The 6,684-nt window shown below is 65.0% G+C and carries 1 protein-coding gene (only partly in view); it reads left to right on the plus strand.

What is annotated here, in order from left to right; all coding sequences use genetic code 11:
* Nucleotides 1-6,441 carry the 3' portion of an LEPR-XLL domain-containing protein gene (locus EU800_RS20605; protein ID WP_165354775.1) on the plus strand. 24,576 nt of this gene lie to the left of the window's left edge, so 6,441 of the gene's 31,017 nt are visible here — the last part of the coding sequence; its start codon lies beyond the left edge, outside the window; its stop codon occupies nucleotides 6,439-6,441.
* The last annotated feature ends 243 nt before the right edge of the window (nucleotides 6,442-6,684 follow it).

Here is a 6,684-nt window from a genome sequence, read left to right on the forward strand (position 1 = left end):
TCCGAAGACGGCCTGACTATGGAACTGAAGGGCGTGGCGCTCGAGGAGACCTTCGACCTGAGCGGCGGCTCCATCGTGACCGAGCTCTTCTGGGTCCAGGGCCCGCATGGTTCGCTGACCGTCGTCCACGGCGGCGGCAACCTTCAGGTGGCCTCCTCCGGGCTCTTTGACATCGTCTCCGAGGATGTCGATCCGAACCCGGGCACCGAGACCATTCTCACCCGCCTCGACGGCCGCAGCTTCGCGCTCGACGCCAGCGTGGCGCTCAATGACGACCGGTTCGAAGTCGGGCAGGTCGTGCAACTCGCGGGCGAGGACCACACCCGCGTCATCCTCGCGATCAACAGCGTCGATCCGGCCGACTATGCCGGAATGGCGGACTTCCTGACCGCAGGCACCAATTCGCAGATCGTGCTTTCCGAGCAGCTTGCCGGGGCAGGGGCGACCTATGCCCAGCAGCAGGGTGAGTTCACGCTCTACGTGGCGGAGCCCGAGGTCACGACCGTGACGGTCACTGACGTGGACATCCGCGTCGACCGGCTGATCCGTGCCGATGGCGGCAGCTGGATCGTAGACGGCTTTGCCGAGGGCCAGGTGATCTTCATCGACGGTATCGCCGGTGGATTCACCATCGCCGAGGTCACGGCCGACACGATTACTCTGCTCGACGCCGCGCTCGATCCCTGCGACGAGCCGGGCGTGACGGTGACGATCACCCGCACCGACATCACCACCTCGGACGGCCAGCGCATCGGCGGCGACCACTTCGTGGTCACCGGCGGGGCAGGGCCTGACAGCCCGCTCGTGCTCTATGGCGACACCAGTCAGGACGGCATCTGGTATTCCGGCCACAGCGACGACGTTTTGGGACTTGAATTCGGCGACAAGCCGTTCGATCCCTTCCCGCACCTGACCGACGAGGAGAACGAGGACAACGAGTGGATCTTCCCGCTCGCGAACCCCTTCGCCTATCACGGCCACGACATCATCGACGCCAGCGCGCTCTATGCTGACGAGGCCGATGCGGGCATCTTCCGCTCGGTCGGCATCACCGCCTATGGCGGAGTCGGCGATGACCTCATCATCGGCTCGCAGACCGGCGACCACCTCGCTGGTGGTTCCGGCAACGACACGATCATCGGTATGCGCGGCGTCGACCACATCTATGGCGACAGCGGCGTCAACGTCGATATCCTAACCCGGACCCTGCTGATCGCGACCAACGACAACAGCCCGCTCCCGACCGGGGATGACTCGATCCCGGCGACCGCAAGCACTTTCCAGGCCGTGGCCTCGCCCGTGGCCGACCCGCTCGGAGACGAGACGGCAGAAGTCGGTGCCGGCAACGACGTGATCGTCGGCAATGGCAGCGGCATCGCCGACGGCCGGCCGGACATCATCTTCGGCGACCATGGCCAGGTGATCCAGAACGTGGTCAACCCGAACCTGCCGGACCCGGTCCTGCCCTATGACGACACCAACGGGCTGAAGCAGAAGATCCAGACCACGCTACTCGACACCGTGCTGGTCATCACCTCGATCAACCCGCAGACCGGCGGCGACGACACGATTGTGGGCTCCGAGATCGACGACGTGATCATCGGCGGCGCCGGCAACGACATGCTGGACGGCGGCGAGGGCGACGACCTGATCTTCGGTGACAACGTGGTGCTGACCCGCACCGGCGGCTCCGACGGCAACCTGCTCGACGACATCGCCAGCCTGCGGTTCCAGACGCTGATGGGCGCGCTGATGTATTCGCGCACCGATCGTCCGGCCGAGGAGGGGTACGGCGTCGAGACGTCTCCGGGCGTCTGGGAGATCACGCCCGACACCAGCGGCGTGCTCATGGTCTCGCTCGATGAGTTTGGCAACCCGATCGCGCGCGACTACCGCGACCCGAACGGGCCAAGCTACTGGGCCGAATACCAGATCGACTATGCCGCCTGGCACACCTTCGCCTACGATTCCGGCGCAGAGGGCGTCGGCTCCTTCGGCAATGACTACATTGCCGGCGGGGCGGGCAATGACCAGATCTTCGGCCAACTCGGCGACGACGTCATCCAGGGCGACGGCACCATTCAGGGCGCCGTGGACGGGCTGCGCCATGTCGGCGCCGCGCGGGATCCGGGCGACGAGACCGATCCGGTCGGCCCGCTGACGGTGATCGCGGCCAACGAGACCTCCTCGGAGGGCGACGGCAACGACTACATCGAAGGCGGCGGCGGCTGCGACGTGATCTTCGGCGGCCTCGGCCAGGACGACCTGGTGGGTGGCTCGTCGAGCTTCTTCAGCCTGGTCGACCCGGACAACCGTCCCGACAGCAAGGACACCATCTTCGGTGGCAGCGGCGAGCGGATCGGCCGCAATGATGGCGACGATCTCGACACCGTTCCGGTGGATGCCAATGGCAATCTCTTGCAGCAGCCCGACGACCTGGCCGACAGCCACGCGCGGGATTCCGACACGATCGCCGGCGACAACGCGAACATCATTCGCCTTATCGGCATCAACGGCTTCGATCTGCTCGATCCAGACAAGGATGGCGAGGTCGAACTGCTGGACACCAATGGCGATGGCATCCCAGACGTCAAGCCAAGCGCGGCGGACGAGTCAGAGCTCTATGACAACGACGGCGTGCCGGTCTACAAGGACCTCTACGAGGCGCTCTACAACTCGCGGAACGGCCTCTACCTCTCCTACGACTACGATACCTTCGCCGGCGAGGAGCGGATCATCGTCCGCGGTGTCACCCTGCTCGACTACACGCCGGGCGGACCCGACTACCAGTCCGGGCTCTTCTCCGACGCGGCCGGCGGCGAGTATCGCGAGATGTTCGGCATGGGTGCCAGCGTTGATATCGGCGGCGATGACGAGGTCCACGGCGAGACCGATGACGACACCATCTATCTCGGTGGCGGCAACGACATCGCTTTCGGCGACGCCCAGAACGACGACATCATCGGCGGCTGGGGCAATGACTGGATCTCCGGCGGCACCGGTATCGACGGCGTGCTCGGCGATGACGGACGCATCTTCACCAGCCGCAACACCGGGCTGAGCGACGATGGCAACGTCAGCCTGAAGGGCAACACGCAATCCTGGGGCAACTACGGCACCGAGTATGCGGAATCGCTCTACGGGGTCTACAGCCTGCTCAACGAGGATCCCGATACTCGCACCAGCCAGGGTATCGTGCTCAACGAGGTCATCGCGACCCCGGGCAACGTCCAGCAGACCACCGCCAACATCGAGGGCGAGCTGCTGAAATCTGTCGACCTCTCGCCGTTCAACGTGGTCGAGGGGCAGTCGCTCCTGCCGGGCGACTCCGCCGACCCCAACACCCATAACCCGCTGTTCGCCGATGACGTGATCTTCGGCGGGCTGGGGGACGACTTCCTCCACGGCGGGTCCGGCGACGATGCGATTGCCGGCGGCGAGGCGCTTCCGGAGAGCTACATCCAGCTCTTCACGGCCGTGCCGGAGGAATCGCAGGACAGCGAGAACAACCTCGTCGAGCCTACGGGCCTCGTGCGGACCGACTTCACGCGTCCGTGGAACCCGGGCAACATCCTGCTCTTCAACACCGGAGAGCCGCATTGGAACGAGCCGACGCCGGTTCAGTCGCGCACGGGCGAATTCTATCTCTACGATGAATACGACCCGCGGCGGACGATCCTGTTCCACGATGACGGATCCGTCTGGAAGGATGACAGCATCGATCCGACGACGCTCAAGCACTTCTTCCTCAACCAGTTCGACAACGAGGGGCCGACGGTCTCGAGCTATGTCGAGTTCGAGCCGAACGGCACGCCGGTCGGGGTTGAGGTGGCGGTCGAATCCGACGGTGACGACCGGATCTTCGGCGACATGGGCAACGACTGGATCGTCGGCGGGACGGGCCGTGACCACATCTATGGCGGTTTCGGCAACGACCTGATGAATGCCGACGACGTTCTGGGCGGCCCGGGCATGAGCCACGACAACGGCACCTTCGGCTCTGCGGATGCCGAAGGCGGCGATTTCGCGCTCAACAATACGCCGGAAACCCACCTGAGCTGGGAGGACCGCGTCTTCGGCGGGGCCGGGCTCGACATCCTGATCGGCAATACCGGCGGAGACCGGCTGATCGATCACCTGGGCGAGTTCAACTCCTACATCGTGCCCTTCGCGCCCTTCGGCATCTCGACGGTCAGCCGGCAGGTGCCGCCGCAGCTCTGGGACTTCCTCACGGCACAGGCGGCCAGCGACGGCGTGGACCTGACGCGGACGACGGATACCGGCAACCACAACTCCCGGTCGATGTATTCCAACGTCCACTACCAGATGGGCGAGCCCTATGGCGAGCTTGGCCTGGTGGTGCAGGGCGATCATGGCTTCTGGCAGGATCAGAGCGGGCCGCCCACCGACCCGCAGGCCGGCAACATCCCGGGCGGGCGCCGCGACATCTTGCGCACGGCCGATTTCGACGATCGCTCGCTCGATGCCTTCGCGCCGGACCGCGGCAACTTCACTCCCACCGGCGGAAAGATGCAGGTCTCCTCTGCGACCTCGAGCGAAACGGCTTCCGCGGTCTTCATGCTCGATGACTACCTGCCGAGCTACTTCGAGGTGATGGCGACCTTCAACCTCGAGAAGCCGACCGGCGGCTGGAAATCGAACGGTTATGTGATCTTCGACTACTATAGCGATATCGACTTCAAGTTCGCCGGCATCAACGTGTCGACCAACAAGATCGAGATGGGCTATGTCGACGAGACCGGCTGGCACTACGTCCAGCAGTCGAACAAGCCGGTGCGGATCAAGCCGGGCGAAAATTACACCGTGACCGTCGCCGTCAACGGCAACAACGTTACCGTGGCGGTGGCCGGGGTGAACTGGTTCACCTATGACTACACTCCGCGGCTCGACGCCCGCGGCGACCCGATCCCGCTCAACGGCGGCCTGGTCGGTGTCGGAATGGACGGTTCGAAGGGCGCGGTGGACAATTTCACCGTGCAGATCCTGCCGCCTGACTGGACGCTCGACGTGACCGACGACTTCATGCCGCCGGTCGCCGAGGTGCCGCGGTTCGAGGCGAGCGGCGCCTGGATCGAAAGTTCCGGCCGGCTGGTCGGTGCCGCCGACGCCAGTGGCCCCGCCGTACAGACGGTGGATCTCAGCGCCAAGCTGAGGTCCAACTCCATCCTTGAGCTGGAAGTCGACATCACCACCGGCGGCATGGCCGGGCTGGTTTTCGACCGCTACGATGCAGAGAACTACAAGTTTGCTGCGCTTGACGTGGCGAGCGGCGAGTTGGTCATCGGCCATGCGACCGGCAAGGACGGGATCGTCGTCGATGCCCGGATCTCGGTGGATCTCGACGCGGCCACGGCGCATCACTTGCAGGTGACGATGCAGGGGGCGGGGATTGCCATCAAGGTGGATGGCGCCACCCTCTCTACCTACGGCTTCAACGCCGCGCTGGTGGATGGTGGCTTCGGCATCGCGGTCTTCGATGGGGAAGCGACTTTCGACGAATTCCGTGTTGCGACCAACGACGACGCCTTTGCCGAGAATATGCGCCTGTCGATCGAAAGCCAGGCCTACGTCACCGGCGAGGCCGAGGCGCTCGACGCCGACGCGTCAACGCTCCAAGCGCTCTACGACGCCGCGCTGGCCGACTGGGCCGAGAGCGGGCTGGTGTCCGAGAGCGAGATCGCCACGCTTTCGGAAGTCACCTTGGTGGTGGCCGATCTCGAAAGCGACACGTTGGCGCGGACACTGGACGACTCGACCATCGTTCTCGACGTGACGGCCGCCGGGCTCGGATGGTTCGTCGACGAGACGCCGGAAACCGATGATGACATCGGTAGCGGGATCGATCTGCTGACCGTCCTCAGGCACGAGATCGGGCATCTTTTGGGCTTCGGCCACGATGATGACGGTGTGATGCGCAGCGAGGCCGACGACGGCGTGCGCGTGGCGATCGACGGCAGCGAGAGCGTTTCGAGCGATACCGAGACGCTGTCGGTGATGAACCAGCAGCTCGGCGATCTCCTCGAGGAGGAGCACAGCGAGTTGGTTAGAATCGCTGCCGAAGGGTCAGGTGACGTGGTCCTGACGGAGACCACCTATAACGGCAGCGACGTGGGCAGCGGACACCAAGGCAATGGCCAGGCGAAACCGTTCGCTTCCGCCGAAGGCCTGGTCTTCGATCCGGAGTCGGGCGATCTGATCCCGGCCAGGGAAGCGGAAATGCTTGAGCGGGTTCGCGACCATCGTCCGGCGATTGCCTCTGTCGCCGTTGCCTCCGTCGCCGCACTGGGACGCAACGGGTTGTCGTCGCAGCCGTCGAACAGGGCGGCCCCCCGGCGGCCAGGATCGGCGCCGAAGGTCGTTCGGGACGCTGCCAATGAAGGGTTCGCGGCGCGCCTGTCGAGATGGGTGCGGAGGGCCTGACTCGCGGTGACCGTTGGGAGAAGGGAGATTCGATGGGCTGCCGCGGCCGACAGGCGAGGGGTGGCCCATCACGCCCGGAGGTCTTCTCAGAAGTACCCGACTTGAGAGGGGCAGGGGGTGGTGTCAGAAGAACGTGGCTTGAGATGGGGCAGGGGGCTGAGTAGCGTCCCCGGATGACCAAACGCGACCCGTTCAAATACTTCAAGACCAGCCCTGAGATCATCCGCCTGGCGGTGATGCTCT

Source organism: Tropicimonas sp. IMCC6043 (assembly GCF_004146235.1).
In the GTDB taxonomy this organism is placed as follows: Bacteria; Pseudomonadota; Alphaproteobacteria; order Rhodobacterales; family Rhodobacteraceae; genus Tropicimonas.